This is a genomic window from Streptomyces sp. NPDC041940 (assembly GCF_055589465.1).
The window spans coordinates 219809-243168 of sequence record NZ_JBVJBP010000011.1 but is presented as its reverse complement, the minus strand read 5'-3'; the positions used below and the strand labels follow the sequence as shown (position 1 = coordinate 243168).

The window sequence follows — 23360 nt, the reverse complement described above, 5'->3', positions numbered from 1 at the left end:
AGCCCGACATGTCGGCGAGTCGGAGGATTTTCCCGTGCGGATGGTCATCCCGGTGGCTCACACGAGTGGCACGGGGTGAAGGGGGCGCCTAGTAATGGTCAGCGTAACGTCGCTCGTCACACGACGGGGGGCGCAGGAGCGGCCGCACTCTTCCCACGGAGGCGAGTATGACCACCTGCTCTTCATCACCCCGCTCGAACGAATCCGCCATAACCGGCGAGTCGAACGGGTCCGCCCAGCCGTCCGCCGACACCACCGTTGCCACCGGCACGTACCAGGTGGAGCAGACGAGCACACAGCCCGCCGCCCCCTCGCACGAGACGTACCGTGCGGGCACGGAGCCTCCCGCGACGCCCCACCCGGCGGGCCCGCCGGGCACGGAACCGTCCGCCCCGCCTGCTGCCCCTGCCGTGAACGGGGCGGAGCAGGTGTCGGCGCCGACGGCTGCTTCTGGCGTGGACGAGGTGGCTCTGTCGTCTGCCGGGCCTGTCGCGCCTGTCGTAAACGGGGCCCATCCGGGGCGGTCGGTTGTCCCTGGTGTGGACGAGGCTGCCCGGCCCGCTGCCCCTGCCCCTTCCTCGGAGGAGGCGGGTGTGGCCTTCGACTCGTCCGCTGCTCCCGGTTCGGGGACGGCGACCGAGCGGACTGCCGACCGCGGCTCCGACCGGGGCGCCCCGGCGTCCGTACGGTCGGCCGTTCCCGGCTCGGACGACGCGGACCGGCCGTCCGCCGCGGCCTCCCGTCCGCACCATGCGGAGCCGCCGTCCGCCCAGCCCGCTGCCTCAGGGCCCCGCCTGACGGACCGTCCGTCCGCGCCCGAGGGCCCCGGCCCGAACCAGGTGAGCCAGGAGTCCGCCGAGCCCGCTGTCTCACGGCCGCACCAGGCGGACCGGCCGTCCGACGCGCCCGCGTCCCTTCGCAAGGACCTGGTGGACCCTGCGGCGGGAGAGGTCGCTCAGCGCGGTGCGTCCGGCGTGGGCGAGGCGGAGCAGTCGGGTGCGCGGCCGTTCGTGATCCGTTCGCTGGACGACAATCCGGTGGAACTACGGCCCGGCACGGGGCCGGCCCCCGCGCCGTACGGTGACGCGGTCAGCGACCTGGTGCACGCCGCCGTGGCCGACCGGCCCCTGGAGGAGGTCGTCGCCCTCATCACCTCGCTGGAGAAGTCGCCCGACCACGCCGAGGCGATGGTCGACGCACTCCGCACGGCAGGCGTGGAGCGGCGCGTGGAGGACGTGAGCAGGATGATCGCCCTGCTGACGAAGCCCCCGCGCGACGCGGACAGCGCGGACGAGGCGATCCGGGCCGCGGCCGCCCACCGGCCGGTGGAGGAAGTGACCCGGCTGGTCGTCCTGTTGCACAGAGAGCCGCAGATGCCCCACGTCCGCGAGGAGGCACTCCGCGCGGCCGCCACCGGCCGGTCCGTCGGGGAACTGGTCGAGCTGATCGACCGCCTCGGCCTGGAGCGGCTGGACCGCAACGGCCGCGTGCCGACCGGCCCCACGAATCCCGAGGCCGAGACCACGCAGCCCCTGACGCCCGTCAGGCCGGCCAGGCGCCGCGAGATCCGCCGGACCCTCGACCACTCACCGTCGGACCGCGACCGCGCGAAGGAGCGGCTCACCAGGTCCATGGCGTGGTCGAGTTGGCTCACCGCCCTGGCCCTGGCCGTGTGCGCGGTGGCCCACTTCCCGCTGCAGCGCGGTGGAGCGTCCCTTGACCTGCACGCCATAGCTCTCGGCCTGTCCGTGCTGTGCACAGTGCTGGCGCTGCTGCTGGCCCTGCGCCCCGTCGCGCCGGTACTGGTCGGGGCGGTGGCGGTACCCACGGTGCTGGCCGGGGCCCAGGCGTACGGGAGTTCCTTTCCGTCGGCGTCCCTGACCCGGGCCGTGGACCTCGCGGTCGCCCCGCCGTGGTTCGCCGCCGGTGCCGCCGTGTGCACGGCGCTGCTGGCCCTGGTCGCGCTGGTCTTCCGCGCGGTGGCGCCCTTCGCGGGCGGACAGTGGTCCCTGCCGGCGACCGAGGCACGCGGCATGGCGGAGTGACGCCTACGACCGCCGCACCGGACCGGGTCCGCTCGCAGCGGGTCCGGTCCGGTCGTCGTTCGCCGCCCGGCGATCGAGCAGCCCGGCCAGTACCCGGTCCGGCGTCAGCGGGAGTTCCCGGAAGCGGACGCCGGTGGCGTGGTGCACGGCGTTGCCGATCGCCGCGGCCGTCCCGACGATGCCGATCTCCCCGATCCCCTTGCTGCCCATCGGGTTGAGTCGGGCATCGTCCTCGTCGAGCCAGTGCGCCTCGATCTCGCCGATGTCGGCGTGCACGGGCACGTGGTACGACGCCAGGTCCGACTCGGTGAAGTCCCCGAACGCGGCGTCCATCGTGCTGCCCTCGGTCAGCGCCATGCCCAGCCCCATCGTCATGCCGCCGACGAACTGGGAGCGTGCCGTGCGGGCGTTGAGGATGTGCCCGGCGGCGTACACCCCGAGCAGCCGGCCGACCCGGACCTCGCCGGTGACCGTGTCCACCGCGACCTCGGCGAAGTGCGCCCCGAAGGCGTGCCGGGCCCAGGCGCTCTCGGCGTCCGCCGCGCCCCTGGTGTCCGCGCGGACGTCGAGGCCCTGCTCCGGCAGCGGCCGCCCCGCGTGCTCGGCCAGCCGCCGCGCCAGCAGGACACAGGCCTCGTGGACCGCCCAGCCCCAGGAAGCGGTGCCGGACGAGCCGCCGGCCAGCGGCGCCGACGGAAGCTCACTGCTGCCGACCTCCGTCCGCACCCGCTCCAGCGGCACCCCGAGGGCGTCGGCGCCGACCTGCGCGAGCACGGTCCTGGCCCCCGTGCCGATGTCGGTGGCGTTGATCCGCACCAGGAACGTCCCGTCGGCCAGTGCCCGGGCCGTCGCGGCGGCGGGCCACACCATGACGGGATACGTCGCCGCCGCCACGCCCGTCCCCAGCAGCAGGGGTCCTTCCCGGTGGGAGCCCGGGCGGGGATCGCGTCCGGCCCACCCGAAGCGCCGGGCACCCTCGCGCAGACACTCGACCAGGTGCCTGCTGCTGAACGGCTTGCCGGTGTCGGGTTCGGCGTCCGGCTCGTTGCGGACCCGCAGCTCGATGGGGTCCATGCCCAGCTCGCCGGCGAGCTCGTCCATGGCGGACTCCAGCGCGTACATCCCCGGAGCCTCGCCCGGCGCCCGCATCCACGACGGCGAGGGCACGTCCAGTGCCGCGACCCGGTGCACCGTACGGCTGTGGGGCGCTGCGTACATCACGCGCGCGGGCACCGCCGCCTGCTCCACGAACTCCTTGACCCGGGAGGTGTGGGTCGTGACCTCGTGCACGAGGGAGGCGAGGCGGCCGTCCGCGTCGGCACCGAGCCGCAGCCGGTGCAGGGTGGGAGCCCGGTGCCCGACGACGGCGGGCAGATACCGGCGGGGGAGGGCCACGGTGACCGCCCGCCCGGTCTGCCGTGCCGCCATCGCGGCGAGCACCACGTCGGGCCGTGGCGTGCCCTTGGACCCGAAGCCGCCGCCGACGTGCTCGGCGGTGACGACGATCCGCCCCTTCGGCAGGGCGAACAGCCCGGCGAGCACGGCCCGTACGGCACCCGCGCCCTGACTGGAGGTGTGCACGGTCAGCCGGCCGTCGTCCCAGCGGGCGGTGCTGGCGTGCGGCTCCATGGGGTGGTTGTGGAGCGGCGGCACCCGGTACGCGACGTCCACCCGGACGGCGGAGGACCCGAAGGCCCCGTCGGGGTCGCCGTGTTCACGGACGGCGGGATGACCGCCGTTGGCCTCCTCGGGCACGTACACGCCCGGGTGCGAGGCGGTGAGCCGCACATCGTGTTCCCCGACGTCATAGGAGACGCGGACCGCGGCGGCACCGGCCCGGGCCGCCTCCAGGGTCTCGGCCACCACCAGGGCCACGAACCAGCCCCGGTGCGGAACCCGGGGGTCCTGGAGCACGGCGAGCGTCGGATCGTCGGGCTCGGCGAGCCGCGGCGCGTTCTCATGGGTGAGGACGGCGAGGACACCGGGCACGGCCAGGGCAGCCGCCGTGTCGACGCCGGTCACCCGGCCCCGGGCGACAGCCGCCGGCACGGGCCAGGCCTGGGCCCGGCCGGGGGAGTGGTACTCGGCGGCGTAGCGGGCGGTGCCGCTGACCTTCTCCCGTCCCTCCCGGCGCTCGGCGGGAGCGCCCACGCCGCCGGTCACGGGGTCCTCCTCGTGAGCGCCTCGTCCGCGAGCCGGGACAGCACGTCCACGGCGAGATTGCGGGCCAGCGGCACCTTGTAGGCGTTGTCCCGCAGCGGCCGCGCGGCGGACAGTTCGAGATCGACGGCGTGCTCGAACGCGGCGGCGGTCGGAGCGGCCCCCAGCAGCGCCTCCTCCGCCCGCCGGGCCCGCCAGGGCCGGTGCGCCAGCGCCCCGAAGGCGAGCCCGGCGTGGCCGACCACACCGTCCGACACCCGCAGCACCACCGCGACGGACGCGAGCGCGAAGGCGTACGAGGCCCGGTCACGGGCCTTGCGGTACGCCGACGGCACCCCGGCCGTGGCAGCGGGCAGCACCACACCGGTGACCAGTTCGCCGGGGCGGATCTCGGTGTCCTGCTCGGGCCGGTCCCCGGGCAGCCGGTGGAAGTCCGCCGCCGCGACACTCCGGGCGCCCTCCGGCCCGGACAGCTCGACCCGCCCGTCCAGAGCGGCCAGCGCCACCGCCATGTCCGACGGATGGGTGGCGATGCAGTGCGCGGAGTGCCCGAGCACCGCGTGATCGCGGTGGACACCGTCCCGCGCTCCGCAGCCGCTGCCCGGCTCACGCTTGTTGCACGGCTTCGACACGTCCTGGAAGTACGGGCACCGGGTGCGCTGGAGCAGATTTCCGCCGGTCGTCGCCGCGTTGCGCAACTGCCCCGAGGCACCCGCGAGCACCGCCTGCGACAGCGCCGGGTACCGGTCGCGTACGAGGGGGTGCGCCGCGAGGTCGCTGTTGCGGACCATCGCCCCGATCCGCAGCGCACCGTCCGGCAGCTCCTCCACCGCGTCCAGCGGCAGCCGGGTGACGTCGATGAGGGCGGCGGGCCGCTCGACGCCGAGCTTCATCAGATCGACGAGGTTGGTGCCGCCGCCGAGAAAGCGGGCGCCGGTGTGGGAGGCGTACGCGGAGGTCGCCTCCTCGACGCTCCCGGCACGGACGTAGGCGAACTCCTTCACGGGATCACGTCCTCCACCGCCTCGGCGATCCGTGGATACGCCCCGCAGCGGCACAGATTGCCGCTCAGCCGCTCCCGGATCTCCTCCCGGCCCAGCGGCACCGGCTCACCGGAGGGCGTCGCCGGGTCGGTGACGTGCGAGGGATGACCGGCCGCCGCCTCGGCGAGCACACCGGCAGCGGAGCAGATCTGGCCCGGGGTGCAGTAGCCGCACTGGAAGGCGTCACGCTCCAGGAAGGCCTGTTGCAGCGGGTGCGGCTCCTCACCGTCGCCGGACAGGCCCTCGATCGTGGTGACCTCGCAGCCGTCGAGGGCGACCGCGAACAGCAGACAGCTGTTGACGCGCCGCCCGTCCACCAGGACCGTGCAGGCGCCGCACTGGCCGTGGTCGCAGCCCTTCTTGGCGCCCGTGAGGCCGAGATCCTCCCGCAGGAGGTCCAGCAGGACCCGCCGGTGGTCGACGGTGAGGGTGTGGGGCTTGCCGTTGACGCGGAGTGCCGTCTCCGAGTGGTACTGGTCGTTGCCCATGTCGTGGAAGACCTTCCCGGGCGGGCCGTACTGCCGTACGGACCGCGTATCCACCTGGCCACGACTGACACGTGCGCCCCGCGAGGAAGGCCTTCTAGTGCTCGTCCCGGGACGAGGTCACGGGGCGCTGGGATTTGCCCTTGAAGCGTTCGAACGTCCGTGTGAGCTGCTGTAGCGGAGACCCGACGGGAGCACCGGAGGGCTGCTGCCGCGCGGGAGCGGCCCCGTCGGACTCCTGGTAGGCGGTGAGGGCCTCGTGGGCGCGCTCGGCCGCCTCCCGGTACAGGTCGCGGGACTTCGTCATGGCCTCCAGCGCGTCGGCGTACATGGCCACCAGACCGCGCTGGCGGTCCAGCTCCTCCTGGAGGTTCAGCAGGTGCCAGTCCTCCCGCAGCGCCTTGAGGGCGTTCTCGGCGCCGTCGGGCAGGGGCCGCGGCAGCGCGGCGAACCGCTTCACCGCGTCGACGAGGTCAGCCGGCTCCGAGCCGTCGAGGAAGACCGCCCGGACGGAGAAGTCCTCGGCGTCGTAACCCTCCGGTGCCGGGGTGCCGGGCAGTACCACGGCACCACCCCGCGGCACCTGCACGCCGGAGTCCCGCAGGGCCCAGTTGAGTCCCCGCGACTGCTGCGGGACGGCGCGGTGCTCCACCACCCGCTGCCGCAGGCCCGGGGGGAGCCAACGCGCCACCGGCCTGCGGCCCTGCTCGTCCGTGGTCATCGCCTCATGGACGACGACGTGGATGTGCCATCCGCCGCGCACCGCGTTGCGGAGCAGGCGCTTTGTCTCCTTGTCGTCCTGGGGGAGCGGATTGATCTCCCGCAGGGACAGTTCCACGGCGGCGTCCTGGTCCCAGGCGGTGTCCGGCTCCCGCGGCCAGAACAGACCGGTCGGCGACGGCCAGTCGTCGCTCCACGGCTCCTCGGCCTCGGCGACCAGGATCCACTCCTGCCCCTCGCCGTCCGGACCGGGCGTCACGCTCAGCCGGGCCCGCACGGTCACCCCGTCGCCGACCTGCCAGCGGGCCTCGAAGACCCGCTCCGACGGGCCGGCCTCGGCCTCGGGCAATTCCAGGAAGTCGTCGATGCCCTGACTGTCCTTGCGCTGCTGGAGCGAGCGCCGGAGAACGTCTTCCGCGGCACCGGAGGCATGACGGCCGCGCGCCAGCCACACCGTGGCGGGCGTCTGGGGACGGACGGTGGAGAAGATCGGCATGGGTCCATCTGTGAGCTGGGGGCAGGTGTGCCTGCCAGTATCGTCACCGCAGGCCGACCGGGATAACCCGGGGTCACACCTATGGGCGTACCCCTGATGAGCGCTGCCATGTGAGGTGCGCCCTGCGCACGGGGTGTGCGCGCCGCGCGCACACCCGTCGGTTCACACTCATGGCCCAGCCGACCCGCGCTCCCGACAATGGACCGCACGAGCAGGGCCCGCCCACCATCCGCATCGGGGCGGGTCCTGCTCGCCGCACCGGGAGTCGGAACCGGGTAGTGGAGATCCACTCAGTAGAACTCGACGGTGTTCACACGGTTGACCAGGTCCTGTCCGTCCAGGAACCGGGTGGCGTTGGCGGCGAAGAGTTCGGCGATGAGGCGGTCCTCCGACGCGTCGAGCGCGGCGGTGTGCGGGCTCACCAGCACCCGGTCGTGGTGCCAGAGCGGGCTGTCGGCCGGCAGCGGCTCCGTCTCGAAGACGTCCAGCGCGGCGAAGCCGACCCGGCCCGAGCCGAGCGCGTCGGCGAGGGCCGCCTCGTCCACGACGGTGCCGCGCCCCACGTTGACCAGCGAGGCCCCGGGCCGCAGCGCGTCGAAGAACCGCTTGCCGAGGAGGTGTTCGGTCGCCTCGGTTCCGGGGAGCGTGTTGACGACGGCGTCCACGGTGGGAGCCACCTCGGTGATGCGGTCGGGATGCACCACGGTGGAGACACCCGGGACGGTCACGTCCCTTCTGCTCGTACCGATGACCGTCGCGCCCAGCGCGTGCAGTGCCGTGGCCACGGCCCGGCCGATCCCGCCCAGTCCGAGCACGAGAACGGTCTGCCGGCTCACCTGCCCCATCGTCCAGCGTCCGCTCCATTCGCCCTCGCGCTGCTGGCGGTTGAGACGGGGCAGATCCTTGGCTCCCGCGAGCACACCGAAGACGGCGAACTCGGCGAGCGGACGTCCGTGCACCCCGGCCGACGTGGTGAAGAGGACCCGGCCGAGCTCTTCGGCGTTCAGGCCGGCGGCTCTGACCTGCCCGCCTCCGCCCGCGGCCATGGTGTGCACCCAGCGCAGACGCGGGTTGGCCCGGACGGCGCGAGCCAGGGCGGCCGGGTCCACATCGGGGATCCCGTACAGGGCGTCGGCCGAGTCGATCGCCGCCTCGTAGGCACGCTGCTGCTCCGGAGTACGCTGCCAGCCCGGCTCGCCCGAGAAGTCCGCGGGCCAGCGCATCGGGGGCAGCAGGGCGTGGTCGACGACGAGGTCGATCCGTGGCTCAAGACGCCGGACGAGCGCGGCGTTCTCCTCGGACAGCGGGGCCGCGACGGCGACGCGCAGGCGGCCAGGCACCCGGTCCCGGCCGGTCACCGGACGGCCTGGGCACGCAGCGCCTCTACCTCGGCGTCGAGCGCGGCCTCGCGGGCGACGATCTCCTCCACGGCCCTGAGCGCCTCCTCGGCGCGGTGCGGCGGGATGACGATGACGCCGTCCCCGTCGGCGGCGACGATGTCGCCCGGGTTCACCACGACACGTCCGATGGCGACGGCTTCGCCGATCGTGCCCGGGCCGTTCTTGAAGGGCCCGGCGGGGGTCAGCCCCCGCGCGAAGACCGGGACGCCGAGCTGTTCGATGATCGCGGCGTCGCGCACATATCCGTCGACGACCGCGCCGGCGGCACCGTGCACGGCGAACCGCTGGGCGAGGTTGTCGCCGATGACCGCGCGGCCGTCGTGGCCGAAGGCGTTGATGACGAGGACGTCGCCGGGGCGGATGTGCTCGAGCGCCTCGATCACGGCCTTGTTGTCGCCCGCGACGGTGAGGACCGGGAGTGCCGTGCCGACGGCTGTGGCGCCGTTCCAGATGGGGGCGATGCCTCCGTCGACGATGTTCAGCCGGTCGAGGGCGTCGCCGAGGTTGGCCACGGAATGGGCGCGGAACTGCTTGAGCACCTGCTCGTCGACGCGTTCCCACGCCGTGTGGACGCGCACGTTGTCCTGGGTCATCGCAGAGTCCTTCCAGAAAATGCGAAAGCTTTCGCGTTTCGCGTCAGTCAGTGTGCATCCATCGGACGTGCGGCACAAGGGGTGGCCGATGGGGGCGGTCGGGGCGCGAGCGCGAGTTCGACGAGAGGGTGAACACATCCTTGACCGCCCGAGAATGCGAACCTATTCTCATTCGCGATTCCAGTCGCAACTCGGCTCCGGTGCTGCTCCGCGGTCTTCCACCGCGACACTTCCGCCCGCCCCCTCAGGCGCGGGCCGCATGCGAACAGCGCCGAGTCACCCGCCCCTGAGGCACTGTCACCGCTTTCCCCTCCTGGTCCCACCTCCGTGGGCGCATCTCGGCGCATGAGCGATCACCGGCACTCCCTCCGCTCGGCGCACGATCCTCAGGACACCGTCCCCGGAGTCCGCGACACCGAAAGTGAACGCGTATGACAACGTCAGATCGGCTCGACATCCCCTCAGACCGTGACGAGGCATCCTCGGAGACGCCCGGCGCGGCAGCGGTCGACGTCGTCTCCGCCAACCGCAAGGTCGTCCGCAAGGCCACCGTCGCGGGCTCGGTGGGCTCCTTCGTCGAGTGGTACGACTACGGCATCTACGGCCTGCTCGTCACCTATCTCGCGATCAACATCATGGGAGAGGCCGAGGCCGGAGGCCTCTTCCTCACCAACGTCGGCTTCCTGGTCAGCTTTGTCGCCCGCCCCTTCGGCAGCGTGATCTGCGGTTACCTCGGCGACAGGCTCGGGCGCAAGAGCCTTCTCGCGGCCCTCCTGGTACTGATCTCCGCGGCCACCGCGGCCATCGGCCTCATCCCCTCGCACGCCGCCATAGGCGTGGCCGCGCCCGTCCTTCTGGTGCTGCTCCGGGTACTGCAGGGCTTCTCCGCCGGCGGCGAGGTGGCCGGCGCCATGTCCTTCGTCGGCGAGTACGCGCCGGACGCCCGCCGCAACTACATGATGAGCTTCATCGCCGTCGGCTCGTTCGTCGCCCTGATGTTCGGCAGCGCCTTCTCCGCCGTCCTCATCACGACCCTCGGCGACGACTCCATGACCTCCTGGGCGTGGCGGGTGCCGTTCCTGCTCGCCGTACCGCTCGGCTACGTCGGCTTCTACATCCGCCGCCGGCTGGAGGAGACCCCGCACTTCAAGGCGCTGCGCGAGCAGAACACCGTCGTGCGCAACCCGCTCAGGGAGGCCTTCACCAACCGGCGCCATCTGAAGGCGATCGTCCTCACGATCTTCCTCCCGGCCCTCAACGGCCCCGGCTACTACCTGCTCTTCGTCTACATGCCGACCTACTTGAAGACCTCGCTCGGCGAGCACAACTTCTCGATGCTGCGGGCGCTCACGGTCACCGCGGTCAGCCTGGTCGCCATCGTCGTCTGTATCCCGTTCATGGCCCGCCTGTCGGACCGGATCGGCCGCAAGCCCGTACTCGCCGGCTCGGCCGTGGCCATGGCCGTCGTCTCGTACCCGATGTTCCGGCTCATCACCACCGGCGAGTTCGGGCTCGCCTGCGTCGGCACCGTCGTCCTCGCGATCGCCTTCTCCGGGCACGCCGCCGTCGTGCACACCATGCTCGCCGAGATGTTCCCGACCACCGTGCGCTACTCCGCCTACAGCATCGGGTTCAGCCTCTCGACGATCATCTTCGGCGGCAGCGCCCCGCTGGTGATGACCGAGCTGATCGAGTCGACCGGCTCCAACCTCGTCCCGGCGTTCGCCTCCATCATCACCGCCCTGATCACCCTGGTCACGATCGCCTTCCTGCGCGAGACCAAGGGCCGGCCCCTCGCGGCCCGCTGAATCATCCCCCCCCCCCACCAGGAGAGACACCATGGGAATCAACTCCGTAGCCGTCGTCGCCGACCTCGGCGAGAGCTTCGGCAACTACACGATCGGCGACGACGGCGCCCTGCTCGGCCTGGTCACCTCGTCGAACATCGCCTGCGGCTTCCACGCCGGTGACCCGCGCATCATGGACCGGACGGTCGCCGACTGCGTCGCGCGCGGCATCGAGCTGGGCGCCCACCCCGGCTACCCCGACCTGGTCGGCTTCGGCCGCCGGCTCATCGAGGCGTCCGAGGAGGAGATCCGCACCGACGTCCTCTACCAGCTCGGCGCCCTGGACGCCTTCGCGCGGGTGCACGGCGGCACCATCAGCCACGTCGCCCCGCACGGCCGGATGGGCTCGATCGCGCAGACCGACGCCAAGCACGCCCGCGCCATCACCGACGCGATCGCCGCGTACAACACCGACTACATCGTCATCTGCCAGCGCGGCCTGCTCGCGGAGGAGTCGCGCAAGCGCGGACTGGAGGTCGGCTACGTCTTCCTGGCCGACCGCGGCTACGGCGACGACGGCATGCCCGTGCCGCGCTCCCACGAGGGCGGACTCATCCACGACCCGGAGCTGATCGGCGAGCGCTCGGCCCAGGTCGTGCGGGAGGGGACGGTGCGCTCGGTCGACGGCAACGTGGTCCCGCTCGGCCACGACGCCGACGTCCTGCTGCTGCACGGCGACCATCCGACCGTCCTCGCGAACGGCACCGCACTGCGTGCCGCGCTCGACAAGGCGGGCATCCAGGTGGGAGGCCTGCGCGAGGTCCTGGCACAGAAGGCGGAGGTCGCGCTCGCCGGCTGACGGCGGGGCGCACCAGGTGATGACCACAGCACAGTACGGCGACCTCACCGTCGAGCCCTACGGCGACTCGGCGGTGATGGTGACCATCCCGCACGCCGACCAGGCCGTCCGCAGGGCCGGGATCGTGGCGTTCCGCGACCGCTTCCTGGCGCACCGCCCGCACGGTGTGCTCGACGTCGTCTCCGGTCTCGAATCCCTGCTCATCGAGTTCGACCCGCTGGAGACCGCGCACCCGCACGTGGAGTACGCGGCGCGGCTGGTGGCGCGGTGGGCGCCGTCGCCCGCGGACGCCCCGGCCCGCGCACGGCAGGTGCGGACGTTCGCCATCCCCGTGGTCTTCGACGACGACACCGGCCCCGACCTGGTGTCCGTCGCCGAGGAACTCGGCCTGGACACCACCGATGTCGTCGAGGCGATCGCCCGGTCCACCTTCACCGTCTGCCTCCTCGGGGCGGCGATGGCCCCGATGATGGACGGCCTCAAGGTGCCCCGGCCGGTGCGCCGGAGGGCCGAGCCACGCACGGACGTCGCCCCCGGCGCCGTCATGATCGCCGGGACCAACGCGATCATCCAGCCGTTCCCCGGCCCGACCGGCTGGCGGGTGGTCGGACGCACACCGCACACCATCGTCGACATCTCCCGCCCGGACCCCGTGTCGTTCGGCACCGGCGACGTCGTGCGCTTCGTCCCGGTCTCGCGGGACGAGGCCGAGGCGCTCGGCGAGGGCTTCCTGCTGCCGACGGAGGTGGCCGTATGACGACCGTGACGCTCGACTTCACCGGCACCGGATGGATCACCACGTTCCAGGACCTCGGCCGCAGCGGCACGGAACAGCGCGGCGTTCCCACCGGGGGAGCGGCCGACCAGCATTCGGCGGCCGTGGCCAGTCTCCTCGTGGGCAACCCGCGCGGCGCGACCCTGCTGGAGAACCTCGGCGGCGAACTGGCCCTCGTGCCCGACGCCGACGTGCTGCTCGCGGTGACCGGCGCGCCCGCCCGGGTCACCGTCGCGGGCTCGCCCGCCGACAGCTGGTCGCCGCTGGTGGTGCCCGCGGGCCACGAGGTGCGGATCCGCGGGGACATGAGCCGGGGGACCCGCACCTATCTGGCGGTGAACGGAACACTGAGCACCGAAACGCTCCTGGGTAGTGCCGCCCCGGATGCCCGGATGGGTTTCGGGCAGACCGTGGCACGCGGCTCGCGCGTCCTGCTGGAGACGGAGTTCCGGGGGTTCAGGCGCCGCCCGTTCGAGGCGCAGTTCTTCCGGCTCCCCGTGCCCGTCCCGCGCTTCGACGACGGACCGTGGGTCGTCGACGTCGTCCCCACTCCCGGCATACGGACGATCGCGGGGATCCGCGAGGTGATCGAGGAGGCGACCTACGTCGTCACCCCGCGCTCCGACCACGTCGGGCTCAGGCTCGACGGACCGGTGCTGCACCCGGACACCGACACCGAGATCGTGTCGCACGGCGTGCCCGTCGGGGCGCTGCAGATCCCGCACGCGGACGAGCTGATCGTCCTCGGCCGCTACCGGAGCCTGACCGCCGGCTATCCCGTCGTCGGTGTCGCCGCGCGGGCGTCCCTGCCCCTGCTCGGGCAGGCCGGGCCGGGGCGGGAGCTCAGATTCCGCTGGATCGACCGCGAGACCTCGCTGCGCCGGTTCGCCCGCCGCGAGTCCGAGGTCCGCGCGCTCGCGAGGGCGGCGGCCGAGGCATTCGGCGCACTCGGTTTCACCCCGCCCCTGCCCACGTCCTTGCCCGAAGCCTTGCCTCGAACAATCTGAGAATCTATTCTCATATGCAAGGTGAATCTCATATCACCCATGGAGGAGGAACGGTGACGACATCGTCCGGCGCGATCGCGCTCATCACAGGAGCCGGCAGCGGAATGGGGCTGGAAACCGCCCGGCTGCTCGCCCGGGACGGTGCCGCCGTCGTCCTCGTCGGCCGCAGACAGGAAGCCCTCGACTCGGTCGCCGACACGATCCGCGCCGAAGGCGGGACCGCTCTCGCCCTCGCCGCGGACATCACCCGCGCGGACGACGTGAGCCGCGTGCTCGACCGGGTGCGGAGCGAACTCGGCCCGGTCGGCATCCTCGTCAACAACGCGGGCAGCTCCTCCACGGTGCTCAACCCGCAGTGGCTCCCGCACGACGAGTGGCGCCAGGTCCTCGACGTGAACCTCACCGCCGTCTTCCAGCTCACCCAGGCCGTCCTGCCCGACATGCTCGACCGCGGCGCCGGGACCATCGTCACCGTCTCCTCGCTCGCCGCCGTCAACCCCAACCTGCTCGGCGGTGCCGCCTACGGCGCGGCCAAAGCGGGCGTACGCAACTTCATGACCTTCCTGCACAACACGTTCCGCAACCAGGGCCTGCGCGCGATCACCGTGCTGCCGGGCGAAGCGGACACCCCCATCCTCGACAACCGCGCCCGGCCCCCGGCGCCGGAGGAACGCGCCGGCATGGTGCGGCCCGAGGACGTGGCCGAGGCCATCCGCCTGGCCGTCGCACTGCCCCAGCGCGTCGTCCTCCAGGAGATCGTCGTCGCCCCCACCCGCCAGCGCGACGTCTCCGCCGACCTCGAGATCAGCCGCCGGGCGGGCGCCCCCGCCGACACCGCACCGCACGCCTGACACCCCGTCACCAGGAGGAGCGCATGCCGCCCACCGTCACCACACAGCCACCCCTGTACGACACGGCCGCCGCCGTCGCCCGGATCGCCGCCGCCTCCCGCCGGACCCAGCAGCCGCAGTCCCGGTCAGACCTCGTCTCCCTCGCGATGGGCGAACCCGACTTCGACACCCCCGAGCGGGTGACCGAGGCGGCCCACGCCGCGCTGCGCGCCGGCCGCACCCACTACTCACCGCTCCTCGGCGAACCGGCCCTGCGCGAGGCCCTCGCCGCGAAGCTGACCGCCACCGCCGGGACCCCGGCCTCCGCCGGCGACGTCCTGATCACCCAGGGCGGCACCGCCGGGCTGGCCGCGTCGATCCTGTCCCTCGTCGACCCCGGGGACAAGGTGGTCGTCCCCGACCCCACCTACTCCCTCTACGGCGACCTGGTCGCGATGGCCGGCGGCACCGTCGTCCCCGTCCCGCTCGCACCCGACCTGCACTGGGACCTCGACCGGCTCGCCGACGCCCTCACCGATGCCAAGCTCTTCGTCTTCTGCAACCCCGTCAACCCGACCGGCATCGTGCACAGCCGGGAGGAACTCGAAGCCCTCGCCGCCCTGCTCGACGGCACCCCCACCATCGTCATCTCCGACGAGGCGTACTCCGACCTCGACTACACCGGGCGCCCCTTCACCTCGGCCCTCTCCGTCGACGGCCTGCGCGAGCGGACCGTCTACTGCCAGACCTTCTCCAAGAGCTACGCGATGACCGGCTGGCGCGTCGGCTACCTCTGGGGTCCGTCGCCGCTCGTCCAGGCGGCCGCGCGCGTCCACAACACCTTCAACGGCTCCGTCAACACCGTCATCCAGGACGCCGCGCTGGCCGCGGTGGAGAGCTGCGACGACGACGTCGCCCGGATGCGCGCCGCCTACCAGGAGCGCGGCGAGCTCATGCGCGGGGAACTGGCCGCCATCCCCGGCCTCACCCTCAGCGCACCGGAAGGCGCCTTCTACCAGTTCCCGCGCTACGACATCGATCTGCCGTCCGTGGAGGTCGTGGCGGCGCTGCGCACGCGGCACGGCGTCGCGGTCCGGCCCGGGAGCGAGTTCGGAGCGCGGGGTGAGGGGCACCTGAGGCTGTCGTACGCTGCCAGCCCGCAGTCCATCACCGAGGGTGTCCGCCGCCTGGCCGCCGGTCTTTCGGCCCTGCGATGAGCACCGTCCCGTACACGACGAGGAATCGACCCATGCGCAGTGACACCGAGCGCAACCGCAGGCACCTCATCAAGGCAGCCGCGCGACTGTTCGAGAACTCGCCCACGCCCGTCAGCCTCGCCGAGATCGCCAAGCACGCCGAGGTGTCCACCGCGACGGCCTACCGCCACTTCTCCTCCGTCGAGGAGGTGCTGCACGCCTTCCGCGCCCAAGTGGGCTCCGAACTGAAGGACTTCAGCGCAGCGCAGACCACCCGCGGCATGACGAAACTCGAAGCGGTGTCGAGGCACTGGGTCTCCCTGGTCCTCGAACACGGCGGCGCGATGGCCCAGATGCGCTCGCATCGCGGCTATCTCGAGCGCCTGCGCGAAGGAACCGGCTACCTCGCGCCGCAGGCCGAGGCGCTCGCCGAACCGCTGCGGCAGACCACCGAGGAGCTCGGCCTGGAGGACCTCGGCGACGAAGCCCTCTATCTGTGGAACGCGCTGTTCGACCCGCGCGACATCCTCGACCTCATCAAGAGCGGACGCACCGAGGACGAGGCCGCGGGCCGTCTGGTGGCCGCACTGCGCGGCGCCCTGACCGGCTGGGCGGCGGCGGACGAACTCCCCCGCGACTGAACGGGAAGACCCGGGGCGGCGGCTCCTCCGCCGACGCCGGACCGCGCCGCTTCGCGCCCGGCGGTGAGTATTTCGGCGCGCTCGCGCGTGGTGGTGGGTGTCCGCCATCGCGAACAACCGAGCATCCGGCCGGCACGGGTCCGGCCCGCACCTGAGCGAAGAGAGACGACGCACATGGACGTCAGCGCCCGCATCGAGGCCGTCTACGACACCCTCCGCCGACGGGACCCCGGTGAAACGGAGTTCCACCAGGCGGCACACGAAGTCCTGCACGCCATTGGCCCCGTGCTGCGGGCTCACCCGGAGTACGCCGAGGCCCGGATCGTGGAGCGGCTCTGCGAGCCCGAGCGGCAGCTGATGTTCCGGGTTCCGTGGGTGGACGACCAGGGCACCGTACGGGTCAACCGCGGTTTCCGGGTGGAGTTCAACAGCGCGCTCGGGCCGTACAAGGGAGGCCTGCGCTTCCACCCCAGCGTGAACCTCGGCATCGTCAAGTTCCTCGGCTTCGAGCAGATCTTCAAGAACGCCCTGACCGGCATGGCGATCGGCGGCGGCAAGGGCGGGTCGGACTTCGACCCCAAGGGCCGCTCGGACGGCGAGGTCATGCGCTTCTGCCAGGCGTTCATGACGGAGCTGTACCGCCACCTGGGCGAGCACACGGACGTGCCCGCCGGGGACATCGGGGTGGGCGGCCGCGAGATCGGCTACCTCTTCGGCCAGTACAAGCGGATCACCAACCGCTACGAGGCCGGCGTCCTGACCGGCAAGCCGGTCGGCTGGGGCGGTTCGCACGCCCGCACCGAGGCAACCGGCTACGGTGCGGTGTACTTCGCCCAGGCGATGCTCTCCACCCGCGGTCAGGACTTCGACGGACGCCGGGTCGTGGTCTCCGGGTCGGGAAACGTCGCCGTCTACGCCGCCGAGAAGGTGCATGCCCTGGGCGGGCGCGTGGTGGCCTGTTCCGACTCCTCCGGGTACCTGGTCGACGAGGACGGCCTGGACCTGGATCTGCTCAAGGAGGTCAAGGAGGTGCGCCGGGCCCGGCTCTCCGCCTACGCCGAGGCGAAGCCGACCGCGCGGATCTCCGCCCGGGGGTCGGTCTACGACGTGCCGTGCGACATCGCCCTGCCGTGCGCCACACAGAACGAGCTCGGCCGGCAGGACGCCGTCGCGCTCGTCAAGAACGGCGTACTCGCCGTGGCCGAGGGCGCGAACATGCCCTGTACGCCCGAGGCGATCGAGGTGTTCCGCGAGGCACAGACTCTCTTCGCCCCCGGCAAGGCGGCCAACGCGGGCGGGGTCGCGACCTCCGCGCTGGAGATGCAGCAGAACGCCTCACGCGACAGCTGGACCTTCGAGCGGACGGAGGAGCGGCTCGCCACCATCATGGGACAGGTGCACGCCCAGTGCCGTGTCACCGCCGAGACCTACGGCGGCGACGCCGACGACTACGTACTCGGCGCCAACACCGCGGGCTTCCTCCGCGTCGCCGAGGCGATGACGGCCCAGGGCGTCGTATAGGCGGCCGGCCGGCGTCACCGGCCTGCGGCGGACCCCACGGCGAGGACACGATCACGCAGGACGGGGAGTTCGGAGCGGATCCGGGCGACCTCGCCCATGTCGACCTCCACCGACACCGTCTCCGCCGCGGTGCCGGCCTCGCCCAGAACGGTCCCCCAGGGGTCGACGGCCACGCTGTGCCCGCCCTGCCGCATCCCGCCATGGGTGCCCGTGGCGCAGCAGGCCAGCAGGAAGACCTGCTCCTCCAGGGCCCTCGTGCGGGTCAGGAGCTGCCAGTGGGCGAGCCGGGCCGCCGGCCAGGCGGCGGGCACCACGATCAGCTCCGCCCCCTCGTCGATCAGGCCCCGGAAGAGTTCGGGGAAGCGCAGGTCGTAGCAGATGGCGAGGCCGATCACCCCGAATTCGGTGGGCACGGTGACGATGTCGCCGCCCCCGCCCATCATGGTCGCCTCGCCCGTGTCGAAGCCGTACCGGTGGATCTTGCGGTAGCTGCCGCGCAGGTCACCGGCCCGGTCGAAGAGGAGCGCGGTGTTGTAGAGCGTCCCGTCCGCGTCCCGCTCGACGATCGACCCGGCGTGCAGCCAGACCCCGGCCGCACGCGCCGCCGCGGACATGGCCTCGGCGGTGGGGCCGTCGACCCCTTCGGCGTCGCGCCCCCAGCCGTCGTACGACCAGGCGCCGGCCGTCCACAGTTCCGGCAGGACCACCAGATCGTCGCCGGTCCGGCCGCGGACCAGCGAGGACGCCCTGCGGCGGCGTTCCTCGGCGGAGTCCGTCGCGTCCACGGACAGCTGTATCAGCGAGGCTCGCATGACTGTCACCTCCGGGAAAACCCGCTCCCTACGAGCGTAAGGAGCCGGACGCGCATCCCGCCTGTTCTCAGGGCTCGCACACCAGGCCGGCGATGTGCGCCATGACCGTGTCGAGGATGCCCGACCAGGCGTCGTCGTCGCCGAGCACGAGATAGTTGAGGGTCAGGCCGTCGGTCATGGCGGCCAGGTAGCGCGCCAGGACCGGGGCGGGGACGCTCAGGCGCAGGCCCATGGTTTGGCGCAGCTGGTCGATGAGCTCGATGTACGTCTCGGCGTACAGCTCGTACTGGCGCCGCGCCAGGTGCTCGAAGCCGGGCTGGCGCAGCGCGTACTGCGTGAGCTCATAGGTGAGCATGTGCTCGTCGGGATGGGCCCTGACGTGCTCCCAGTACGCCTGGAAGCCCGCCCGGACGGTCTCCTCGAGGGTGGCCCTGGGGCGCAGGGCCTCCTTCACCACGGTCACGTAGTGCCCGGTGATCGTGGTGATGACGGACTCGATCAGCTCCTGCTTGGAGTCGAAGCAGTAGTGGAAGACGCTCAGCGAGACGCCCGCTTCGGCGGCGATGGACCGGGTCGTCGTCCTGGGGACGCCGTCCCGGGCCATCGCCCTGATCGCCGCTTCGGTGAGCTGTCGCCGCCGCTCGGCGGACGGCAACCGTGCCATGGAGCCCCTCTCGTGGGTGTCAGCCGCCGTGGACCCCGACCTCGTAGAGGGAGTAGCCCCAGTCGGTGCCGCGTTCCAGACCCTGGACGCGTACGTACCTGGCCGGTGTGGCGGTGAATCTCGCGGTGTCCAGGCCGCCGTCGCCCGCGGTCGTGGACCAGGCGGTCCGCCAGTTCTCCCCGTCGGTGGAGAGCTCGATCCGGTACGACTTCGCGTACGCGTCCTCCCAGTCGAGGGTCACCTGCTTGACGCGCTTCTCCGACCCGAGGTCGAGCCGGTACCACTGGTCGTCGCTCCAGTCGCTCGCCCAGCGGGTACCCCGGTCGCCGTCGACGGCCCGGTGCGGCTTGTAGCTCGTGAACAGGCTCCACTCCGAGGAACTGGCCGACGTGGCCGCGCCGCGCGCGAGATCGGCCCCGGCCTCGTGCTTCTCGGAGGCCCCCCAGGTGTCGAGGTAGGACTCGGCGCCGCGGAAGAGGTCGTCCACCACGTCCTGGCCGCCGACCCGGCGGATGTCCTCGATCCAGTCCGGCACGAGACCGTAGTGGGCGGCGCCGTCGGTGTTCAGGTCCCAGGTGCGCTGACCGGTGGTCTGCCGGTCGATCACGGAGCCGCCGTCGACGCTCTTGAAGGGATACGTGACCTTGTTCGGGGCGTCCGCGCCACGCGGGCCAGGCCAGCCGCCGACGCCGTTCATGTCGGTGCCGTACCCGTAGCCCACGCCGTACTTGTCGCGCAGGGCCTCGGTGCGCTTCGCCTCCGAGATGAAGCCCTCGGAGCCGTGCATGTACTGGGCGATGAAGCCGCCCAGGCCGTAGACCCGCTCGGTCCAGTCCAGGTCCATCCAGCTGTGCGAGGAGAGCACGCCGGGGTAGGACTCGGCCTCGAAGATGTCGAGCACCCGGCCGGTGGCCTTGACGCTCATGTGGTCGATCTCCAGCATCATCCCGCGCTGCATCATGCCGCGGACGGCGTACTCGCCGAGTCCGGTGAGTCCTCTGACGTTGCACTGGGCGCCGGCGCTGTACGAGGGGACCTCCTCGCCGGCCGGAAGCTTCTTCTCGGCCGCGGCCGCCGAGGCGTTGCCGATGGGGTTGTCGGCTTGCGGCCCCTTGCACTGCTCCGTCTTCCAGTACGTGCCCGTCGACAGGAACTGCCCGACGTTGATGGCCGTTCCGAGCGAGCCCGAGTCGAAGCGGACACCGCACAGCGCGTTGTCGAACTTGTGGCACAGGAACATGCTGCGCACGCCCAGCGAGTACAGCTCGTCCAGGCCCTTGTCGATGTCGGCCCTGCTGCACTGCGCGATGTCGAGGATCTGCTTGCAGCCGAACGGCTCGGAGGTCTCCACGCCGAGGACGACCGCCAGTTTGCCCTGCTCGGCGACCTCGCGGGCCTGCGCGCTGTCGGTGACGATCCGGAAGAAGCCCTTGCCCGGCCCGCCGTAGATCTTGTCGATGTAGGCCTGCATGTCGTACGTCAGCTTGGCCTGCAACCGGATGGACGTCATCTCGTCGCAGCCGCGGTCCTTGAAGAAGTAGACCGAGCAGATGACGCCGTTGGTGACGAGGTCGTTGACCAGCACCCGCTGGCCGCCGCGCCAGGCCCGCTCCACCCAGGCGTAGTAGTTCTGCTGGTGCGTCAGCGAGTCGTGGGCCGGCCAGTCCTTGAAGGTGGGCCAGCCGTTCGGGTCGTGCTTGCCGTCACCGCCGTTGGTGATGAAGTCGAAGATCGCGAGCGAGCCGTCCGGGTAGTGCTCGGGGCAGTCCTTGAGGGCGTCCGCGACGCCCTGCTCGGAGAACGGCTTTCCGCAGATCAGACGGCCGCCGAAGGCCTCGTTGGAGAAGATGTGGTCGTGCGCGTCGACGAAGCCGCGCACCTCGCCCCGGGCGTCGGTGCCGCTGAAGGGCTCCCCCGTGACATTGACCCCGGAGTCCGGCGCGGGCCGCGCGGTCGGGTTCCACCAGTCGGTTCCGGCCGCCGAACTCGGCGTGGGACCGAGTGCGATCGACAGCACGAGCAGGAGGAGCGACACAACGGTGATGTTCTTGCGTCTGCGGTACGGGCGTCCGGAACTGGTCACAGCCCACGTCCCTTGGTCGGCGGGATGGCGGGGTCGACGTATCGGGCTGTCCTGAGCCTTGTGGGCCGGGGAGCGACAGCCCGATTGTCATGACCTCGCCCATGGTGCGACGAGGATGACCACTACCGCCGTACGAGTCAAGAGTCCGGGACAGATGACCTACTGACGGGTCATCAGAACGACATCACGGGCGAGAGCCGGATCCGCGTCGGCCGAGCCGTCGGCGCAGGGCCGCCGCCAGTCCGACCGGCGCCACGCGCAGCACCACGGCCCCCTCCGAGCACCGGGGGAGTGGCTTCGCGTAATAGGGGCGGCCGAACCGGGCGGCGCGGAACCAGCGGGTGCCGGTCATTCCCCTCAGAGGCGGGACGGGAATCCGGCTGTCCGGCTCATCCGTACGGAGGGTCAACGTCCACCGCCCTGGAGGCAGTCTCCTGACCGGCAGGCGTGCGGTGAAGCCGGTGCCGCCGCCGTCCGGCGTGTACCGCAGGGGCACCTCGCGCACCGAGCCCGAGTCGCCTTCGGCGCGCAGGGCCGTGGGTCCGGGGCGGCCAGCGGCTTCGCCGGTCAGGCGTCCGGTGACGACGAGCGTGCCGGGTGCGGACGTGTCCCAGGCGATCCCGGTCACCCGGCAGAGCGGCTCGTCCTCGGTCCGCCGGATGTCCAGGGAGAAGTTCCCGTACGGAGTGAAGAACGGGCGTGCGGTGGTGGCCACGACCTCGTGGTGCGGCGGGGCGGGCCTCTCGCCGTTCGCGTCCGTCCGGGTCTGCCGGAGCCTGACGATCCGGCTGACTCCCTGGGCACGCACATCCAGGTGGAGGTCCCACACCCCGGCGCCCAGCGGCGCGCCCGAGTCGACGGTGGTCAGGTCCACCTCGGCGAGGAAGCCGGTGGCCTGGTCGTCGGGTCGCTGGGAGGCGGTCCGGACGGTCACGGGCACCCGGATGTCCGGGTGCGGGAAGCCACGCGGGCGCAGGATCAGCCGGGTGGTGGGTTCCAGGTCGCCGAGAGACTCGATACGGGCGTGGCCGGCGAGCCGGAGCACACCGCCGTCGCCCGTCCATACCGCCTCGGCCAGTTCATGGCGGACCGGGAGCCGGTCCGTGGCGTCGAAGCAGGCGTCAGGGACGGCCTTCGCGGGGTCCCGGAAGAAGGGATGGCACCAGTAGACGCGGCCCTTGTCGACGACGTTGCCGCGCGCCGCGTCCTCCTTGGCGTGCCGGGCCACGGTGAGAAGGTCCTCGTACCGGTCCGCGCGCAGTAGGTGGACGATGAGCCGGTCCGGCGGGGCGAGCTGCTGGAAGACACCGTCGGTCACATAGGTCAGTGCCCAGTGCCGGAACTGCGGATAGAAACGCTCCCGGGCCTCCTCTTCGCTCTCCTTGTGCAGCAGGCCGCGCAAGGGCCCGCACAGCTCCCACTCCACATGGCGGCGCATGATCTGGTCCCGGCGCGGTCCGGGTTCCAGACAGCGGGCGACCGTCTCGAAACACAGCCGGGTGCCGTCCATGCGGTGGGCCAGGCCGGCGGCGGTGAGGGTGAGGTTGTTGCCGTTCTGGCGGTTGCGTGAGTAGTAGCAGTCATAGTCGGCCACGACCGAGATGCCGTCGGCGTTGAGGAAGGCCGCGGCCGTGAACGGCTTGTCCTCGCAGTTGCGGTACGGCGGGAACCTCAGGTCCAGCCGCTCGATCAGCGAGCGCCGGAACAGCTTCCAGCAGCCGAGCGTGCGGTAGGCGGCGGAGGAGAAGACGTCGGTCCGGGGCTGGTTGTGCGAGAAGACGGCCGTCGGTACGGCTCGTCCGCCCACTGACACCATCTTGCCGAGGACCACGTCGGTGCGGTTCTCGTCCGCCATCGCGACCATGCGGCGCAGGGCGTCGGGGCCCAGGTAGTCGTCGGAGTCGAGGAAGAAGACGTAGTCACCGCGGGCCCTGTCCAGACCGGTGTTGCGCGGGCCTCCGGCGCCGCCGCTGTTGGGCTGGTGGACGACGCGCAGGCTGGGGCAGGAGCGCGCGAGCCGGTCCAGCTCGTCCGCTGTGCCGTCGGTCGAGCCGTCGTCGACCGCGATGATCTCGATCCTGTCCAGGCCGAGCGTCTGCTCCATGGCGGAGGTGACGCACTTCGTCAGTTCCGGCATGGAGTTGTACGCGGGGATGATCACGCTGACGCGAGGCGGATTCGTACGGAGCATGACGACTCCAATCTCCTCGGAGCTTCCGGCGCGTCCCGGCCCGGCCGCCCCG

The 23360-nt window shown here is 72.0% G+C and carries 19 protein-coding genes; 9 read left to right on the top strand and 10 right to left on the bottom strand.

Annotated elements, in window-relative coordinates; all coding sequences use genetic code 11:
- Positions 1-593: 593 nt before the first annotated feature.
- Entirely contained in the window at positions 594-2045 is a 1452-nt protein-coding gene (locus ACZ6I3_RS20715; RefSeq protein ID WP_469416322.1) for a hypothetical protein, read from the top strand.
- 3 nt (positions 2046-2048) lie between these two features.
- Here ACZ6I3_RS20715 and ACZ6I3_RS20710 read toward each other — a convergent pair whose 3' ends face one another.
- From ACZ6I3_RS20710 to ACZ6I3_RS20685, 6 genes are all read right to left on the bottom strand, one after another.
- Complete coding sequence (locus ACZ6I3_RS20710) at positions 2049-4208, bottom strand: xanthine dehydrogenase family protein molybdopterin-binding subunit (protein ID WP_469416321.1); 2160 nt, start codon at positions 4206-4208, stop codon at positions 2049-2051.
- Positions 4205-5209 (bottom strand): FAD binding domain-containing protein, encoded by a 1005-nt coding sequence (locus tag ACZ6I3_RS20705; protein WP_469416319.1) that lies wholly within the window; start codon positions 5207-5209, stop codon positions 4205-4207. The genes ACZ6I3_RS20710 and ACZ6I3_RS20705 overlap by 4 nt, the downstream gene beginning before the upstream one ends.
- Entirely contained in the window at positions 5206-5736 is a 531-nt protein-coding gene (locus ACZ6I3_RS20700; protein ID WP_469416373.1) for a (2Fe-2S)-binding protein, read from the bottom strand. The genes ACZ6I3_RS20705 and ACZ6I3_RS20700 overlap by 4 nt, the downstream gene beginning before the upstream one ends.
- Before the next feature lie 94 nt (positions 5737-5830).
- The gene (locus tag ACZ6I3_RS20695; RefSeq protein ID WP_469416317.1) at positions 5831-6949 is read right to left on the bottom strand and encodes a hypothetical protein; all 1119 of its coding nucleotides are present in this window, start codon (positions 6947-6949) and stop codon (positions 5831-5833) included.
- Positions 6950-7239: 290 nt separating this feature from the next.
- Entirely contained in the window at positions 7240-8307 is a 1068-nt protein-coding gene (locus tag ACZ6I3_RS20690; RefSeq protein ID WP_469416315.1) for a D-2-hydroxyacid dehydrogenase, read from the bottom strand.
- On the bottom strand, positions 8304-8942 hold the full coding sequence (locus tag ACZ6I3_RS20685) for an RraA family protein (protein WP_469416313.1): 639 nt from the start codon (positions 8940-8942) through the stop codon (positions 8304-8306). Before ACZ6I3_RS20685 ends, ACZ6I3_RS20690 begins: the two co-directional genes overlap by 4 nt.
- A 431-nt stretch (positions 8943-9373) precedes the next feature.
- On the opposite strand from ACZ6I3_RS20685, the gene ACZ6I3_RS20680 reads away from it, so the two are divergent.
- The 8 genes from ACZ6I3_RS20680 (at position 9374) to gdhA (ending at position 17558) form a co-directional block, all read left to right on the top strand.
- Positions 9374-10750, top strand: a complete 1377-nt coding sequence (locus ACZ6I3_RS20680; RefSeq protein WP_469416311.1) for an MFS transporter — start codon at positions 9374-9376, stop codon at positions 10748-10750.
- A gap of 31 nt (positions 10751-10781) precedes the next feature.
- Positions 10782-11588 carry a LamB/YcsF family protein gene (locus ACZ6I3_RS20675; protein ID WP_469416309.1) on the top strand — a complete coding sequence of 269 codons (807 nt, stop codon included), beginning with the start codon at positions 10782-10784 and terminating at the stop codon, positions 11586-11588.
- A gap of 19 nt (positions 11589-11607) precedes the next feature.
- Positions 11608-12345, top strand: a complete 738-nt coding sequence (locus ACZ6I3_RS20670; RefSeq protein WP_469416307.1) for a 5-oxoprolinase subunit B family protein — start codon at positions 11608-11610, stop codon at positions 12343-12345.
- Positions 12342-13370: a 5-oxoprolinase subunit C family protein gene (locus ACZ6I3_RS20665; protein WP_469416306.1), complete on the top strand. Its 1029-nt coding sequence runs from the start codon at positions 12342-12344 to the stop codon at positions 13368-13370. The genes ACZ6I3_RS20670 and ACZ6I3_RS20665 overlap by 4 nt, the downstream gene beginning before the upstream one ends.
- 53 nt (positions 13371-13423) lie before the next feature.
- Positions 13424-14221 carry an SDR family oxidoreductase gene (locus ACZ6I3_RS20660; protein ID WP_469416304.1) on the top strand — a complete coding sequence of 266 codons (798 nt, stop codon included), beginning with the start codon at positions 13424-13426 and terminating at the stop codon, positions 14219-14221.
- Between the two features lie 23 nt (positions 14222-14244).
- Complete coding sequence (locus ACZ6I3_RS20655) at positions 14245-15417, top strand: pyridoxal phosphate-dependent aminotransferase (protein ID WP_469416302.1); 1173 nt, start codon at positions 14245-14247, stop codon at positions 15415-15417.
- 32 nt (positions 15418-15449) lie between these two features.
- Entirely contained in the window at positions 15450-16037 is a 588-nt protein-coding gene (locus tag ACZ6I3_RS20650) for a TetR/AcrR family transcriptional regulator (RefSeq protein ID WP_469416301.1), read from the top strand.
- A 174-nt stretch (positions 16038-16211) separates the two neighbouring features.
- On the top strand, positions 16212-17558 hold the full coding sequence (gene gdhA, locus ACZ6I3_RS20645; protein ID WP_469416300.1) for an NADP-specific glutamate dehydrogenase: 1347 nt from the start codon (positions 16212-16214) through the stop codon (positions 17556-17558).
- Between the two features lie 14 nt (positions 17559-17572).
- Here gdhA and ACZ6I3_RS20640 read toward each other — a convergent pair whose 3' ends face one another.
- From ACZ6I3_RS20640 to ACZ6I3_RS20625, 4 genes are all read right to left on the bottom strand, one after another.
- Positions 17573-18370, bottom strand: a complete 798-nt coding sequence (locus ACZ6I3_RS20640; protein WP_469416298.1) for a nitrilase-related carbon-nitrogen hydrolase — start codon at positions 18368-18370, stop codon at positions 17573-17575.
- 67 nt (positions 18371-18437) lie between these two features.
- Positions 18438-19034, bottom strand: a complete 597-nt coding sequence (locus ACZ6I3_RS20635; protein WP_469416296.1) for a TetR/AcrR family transcriptional regulator — start codon at positions 19032-19034, stop codon at positions 18438-18440.
- Between the two features lie 19 nt (positions 19035-19053).
- On the bottom strand, positions 19054-21117 hold the full coding sequence (locus tag ACZ6I3_RS20630; RefSeq protein WP_469416295.1) for a galactose-binding domain-containing protein: 2064 nt from the start codon (positions 21115-21117) through the stop codon (positions 19054-19056).
- Positions 21118-21301: 184 nt separating this feature from the next.
- Positions 21302-23308 (bottom strand): glycosyltransferase family 2 protein, encoded by a 2007-nt coding sequence (locus ACZ6I3_RS20625; protein WP_469416293.1) that lies wholly within the window; start codon positions 23306-23308, stop codon positions 21302-21304.
- Positions 23309-23360 lie beyond the last annotated feature (52 nt).

Coding starts and splice junctions, on each gene's coding strand:
- ACZ6I3_RS20700 (WP_469416373.1), bottom strand. CDS start 5,736: ATGGGCAACGACCAGTACCACTCGGAGACGGCACTCCGCGTCAACGGC.
- ACZ6I3_RS20665 (WP_469416306.1), top strand. CDS start 12,342: ATGACGACCGTGACGCTCGACTTCACCGGCACCGGATGGATCACCACG.
- ACZ6I3_RS20655 (WP_469416302.1), top strand. CDS start 14,245: ATGCCGCCCACCGTCACCACACAGCCACCCCTGTACGACACGGCCGCC.
- ACZ6I3_RS20675 (WP_469416309.1), top strand. CDS start 10,782: ATGGGAATCAACTCCGTAGCCGTCGTCGCCGACCTCGGCGAGAGCTTC.
- ACZ6I3_RS20650 (WP_469416301.1), top strand. CDS start 15,450: ATGCGCAGTGACACCGAGCGCAACCGCAGGCACCTCATCAAGGCAGCC.
- ACZ6I3_RS20685 (WP_469416313.1), bottom strand. CDS start 8,942: ATGACCCAGGACAACGTGCGCGTCCACACGGCGTGGGAACGCGTCGAC.
- ACZ6I3_RS20680 (WP_469416311.1), top strand. CDS start 9,374: ATGACAACGTCAGATCGGCTCGACATCCCCTCAGACCGTGACGAGGCA.
- ACZ6I3_RS20670 (WP_469416307.1), top strand. CDS start 11,608: ATGACCACAGCACAGTACGGCGACCTCACCGTCGAGCCCTACGGCGAC.
- ACZ6I3_RS20640 (WP_469416298.1), bottom strand. CDS start 18,370: ATGCGAGCCTCGCTGATACAGCTGTCCGTGGACGCGACGGACTCCGCC.
- ACZ6I3_RS20635 (WP_469416296.1), bottom strand. CDS start 19,034: ATGGCACGGTTGCCGTCCGCCGAGCGGCGGCGACAGCTCACCGAAGCG.
- ACZ6I3_RS20625 (WP_469416293.1), bottom strand. CDS start 23,308: ATGCTCCGTACGAATCCGCCTCGCGTCAGCGTGATCATCCCCGCGTAC.
- ACZ6I3_RS20695 (WP_469416317.1), bottom strand. CDS start 6,949: ATGCCGATCTTCTCCACCGTCCGTCCCCAGACGCCCGCCACGGTGTGG.
- gdhA (WP_469416300.1), top strand. CDS start 16,212: ATGGACGTCAGCGCCCGCATCGAGGCCGTCTACGACACCCTCCGCCGA.